General features: G+C 41.7%; 2 protein-coding genes. Both read right to left on the reverse strand.

The genetic code is table 11. From position 1 onward, the window contains the following. Window positions 1–27: 27 nt before the first annotated feature. The gene (locus tag B4C08_RS00410) at window positions 28–1,086 is read right to left on the reverse strand and encodes an AEC family transporter (RefSeq protein ID WP_296662090.1); all 1,059 of its coding nucleotides are present in this window, start codon (window positions 1,084–1,086) and stop codon (window positions 28–30) included. A 3-nt stretch (window positions 1,087–1,089) separates the two neighbouring features. After that, window positions 1,090–3,444: a helix-hairpin-helix domain-containing protein gene (locus tag B4C08_RS00415; RefSeq protein ID WP_296662091.1), complete on the reverse strand. Its 2,355-nt coding sequence runs from the start codon at window positions 3,442–3,444 to the stop codon at window positions 1,090–1,092. Between the last annotated feature and the right edge of the window lie 231 nt (window positions 3,445–3,675).

Genomic DNA, 3,675 nt, shown 5'->3' on the forward strand with positions numbered 1-3,675 from the left:
TTTTTACATGCGTTTGCCCTGCTGTTTTTATCTAAAAATTGCAGAATTAAGCGCAAGATGGATTATTACAAAACTGAACGGCATAGAAACAATCGTGAGCAAAGTAGAAATAAAGCAGGCGCGGGAAGCAAGAAGTTCATGCCGGTGAAACTGAACGCACATCATGCTAAGCGTAACAGAAATCGGAGCGGAAAAACCAACCACAAGAGCAGCAAGCGAATATTCATTAAAGCGGACAATTCCTGCCAAATGCAAAACACAGCAGAAAATCAAAACAAAAACCGGAGCAAAAAAGTTTCTCATAACGGCAATCAACCAAGCAGTTTTATCTTTCACTGCGGAAGAAAAATCAGCCTCGCCAATGGACATTCCAATTAAAAACATCGAAAGCGGATTCAGCAAATGGCAAAATGAAGAAACAGTTGTGTAAAGAACCGGCAAAGTTTTATCCACACGCAAAAAAGAATGCATTCCCTGCCCAGTTTGAACTTGCACCGTAAAATCCTGTAAAAGCCAAACAGCAATTCCAAGGAACATTCCAATCATAATCGGCGTAACAAAAATTTTCTTTGCAGAAATTGAAAACGTCTTAACGTGAAAACGCTCGCCGGAAATTATGTAAAATCCTACTATATAAACCATTATTCGGAACACAACAGAAATTGAGCTTATGTAAAGCATAACTTCCTTGTCGCGTCCCGTATAAACCGACTGCAAAATCGGAAGTGAAAAAAGCGTCGTCTGTCCAACTGCCACAAAAAGAGCCGCCAGAATACACTCGTCTTTTGCGCGCTTTATAAAGGCAAGTTTTCCAAGAAAAACAAGCAAAGCGTAAATTATTCCGGCAAGCAAAATTTCAACAAGGCTTGTAGTAAAATTTTCCCTGTTGAAATTCTGCATAAAGGCATTAAACGCAATGCAAGGAACCGCAATTTTCCAAACAATCGCCGTAACTGTCTTTTTTCCGCCGTCATCAACAATGCCACGCCGCCTAAAAAAGTAGCCAAGGCAAATTGTTATCACAGTCTGAAAAAACGCGCCCAGAAAATGCACATCGCAAAGCACGAGCTTTAACACTTGAAGCATTTTTTACTTCTTGAGCAATGCCGCAAATGGATTGTAATACATTCCGTCGTCGCTGCCAAAATTCTGTTTTTCGCGGTGAGGCTTTTTGTTTTTATCGAACGAAGGCTTTTCCCCGGAAACTGAATGTTTTTTTACAACCACAACTTTTTTCTTTGCACCAGAAGAAGCTCCTCCAGCAGGGCGGCTTGCAGCATCAGATTTAAGCGAAAGGCTGATTCTCTTTCTGTCTGTATCCAAGTCAATTATTGTAAATTCCTTTACATCGCCAACTTTGATTACGTCCATCGGGTCAGAAACAAAACTGTCGCTAAGCTCGGAAATGTGAATAAGACCAGTTTCGTGCAAGCCAATGTCCACAAATGCGCCAAAATCAACAACATTTTTAATCTTGCCAGTAACTTTCATTCCAACCTTGAGGTCTTCAAAATTCAAAACGCCTTTCTGCATGATTGGAGCAGGATAGCCGTCGCGCGGATCACGGTTAGGCTTTGCAAGCTCTTCAACAATATCATTGATTGTAGTTTCACCAACATTGTACTTTTCTTCCAGCTGTTTTTTAAGTTCCGCGGAAATCTTTTCTTTTTTCTGAACAAGCGGAAGAACTTCTTTTGCAACTTCGTAGTTTTCCGGGTGAACCCAAGTGTTGTCAAGCGGATTTGAGCTTTCTGGAATTTTCAAGAATCCCGCGCACTGCTCAAACGCCTTTGGTCCAAGCCCCGAAACTTTTTTCAAATCCTCGCGGCTTGTGATTTTTCCGTTTGTATCGCGGTAGGCAACAATTTTCTTTGCAAGAGAACTGTTGATTCCAGAAACATATTTTAAAAGGCTCGCGCTCGCTGTGTTCAAGTTTACGCCAACCTGATTTACAACAGAACCAACAACTTCATCCAAAGTATCTGAAAGTTTTTTCTGATTTACATCATGCTGGTAAAGTCCAACGCCAATTGCCTTTGGGTCTATTTTTACAAGCTCAGCAAGCGGATCCTGCAATCTTCTTCCCATTGAAATTGCACCACGGATTGTAAGATCAAGCTCAGGAAATTCTTCGCGGGCAATGTCGCTTGCAGAATAAACAGAAGCACCGCTTTCATCAACTACCGTGTACATGACATCAGAATAATTTTCGCTGATTACTTTGCTTACAATCGCCTGAACTTCCTGGCTACCAGTTCCGTTTCCAACCGCAACAACCTGAATGTCGTACTTGTCAATCGCGTCATTGATTGCCTTATATGAGCCTTCTGGATCTGCAACCTGCTTAATAAGGAAGTAGCCAAGATATTTTCCAGTTTCATCAAGGGCAGCGCATTTTGTTCCAGTGCGGATTCCAGGATCAACTCCAAGAACGCGACTTCCTTTTATCGGCTGGGTCATCAAAAGATTCTTTAAGTTTTCGCTGAAAATTCCAATTCCATGCTCGTCAGCTTCATCAGTTTCATCGCTGCGGATTTCACGAACAACTGCAGGACTTAAAAGACGCACAACTCCATCTTCAATAGCCCCAGAAAACGCCTTGTTGTTAATTGTGTATTTTTTCTGAATAGCTTTTACAGCCTCGTCAACATCAACGAAAATTGTAACTTCAAGCGCACCTTCACGTTCTGCACGGTTGATTGCAAGAATTCTATGCGGCTTAACCTGATTCAAAGGCTCGCTGTAGTCCCAGTACATTTTGTATGTGGAAGTTTTTTCAACTGTTTCAGCGTCCTGTCCGTCTGGAACAATTCCTTTTGTAACAATCGAGCCGGTTTCCATATAAAGTGAATGGACAGTTTCGCGGTTTTTGGAATCCTGAGCAACACGCTCTGCGACAATGTCCTTTGCACCTGCAATCGCATCTTCCGCAGTTTCAACATTTAAAGCTGAATCTTCATTGTCTGTCTTTATGAATTCCTTTGCTTTTTCAAGAAGAGCAGCGTCATCAAGCTCATACATGGCATCTGCCAAAGGCTCAAGTCCTTTTTCCTGTGCAACCATTCCGCGGGTCTTTTTCTTCTTTTTAAATGGAGCCCACAAGTCTTCAAGCTCGGAAAGAGTTTTTGCTTCCATTGCGGCATTGTACAAAGATTCAGTAAGCTTGTTCTGATTAAATATGCCTTTTACAATTTCAAGGCGGCGTTCTTCCAGATTTTTATAGGAAGTAAACAAGTGGTCGCATTCACGCACCTGAAGCTCATCAAGCGAGCCGTGCTTTTCTTTGCGGTAACGTGCAATAAAAGGAATAGTGCATCCTTCCTGAACAAGGCTGATGACCGCGCTTACCTGAGGAACTTTTATGTTCAGCTCCTCAGCGATTTTTTTCATAATTTCAACTTCATTGACTGCCAACGAGTCGATTTTCTCTTGAGTAAATTCCATAGGACGCTATTTTACGAAAAAAACAACCTTGCGTAAAGTGGAACTTTTGGAGGGTTTTGGATGGGAATATTACTGCTGAAGGAATACTTCCTAAGAGGCTAAGAGAGTATTCCTAAGAGCTGAAGTAAGTATTCCTAAGAGCCTTAGAGAGTATTCCTCAGGGGCTTAGGAAGTATTCCTCAGCCTCTTAGGAAGTATCGCTACGGCTTTTAGGAAGTATCCCTTTTGTTT

The organism is Treponema sp. UBA753, from assembly GCF_002297325.1.
GTDB lineage: Bacteria > Spirochaetota > Spirochaetia > Treponematales > Treponemataceae > Treponema_D.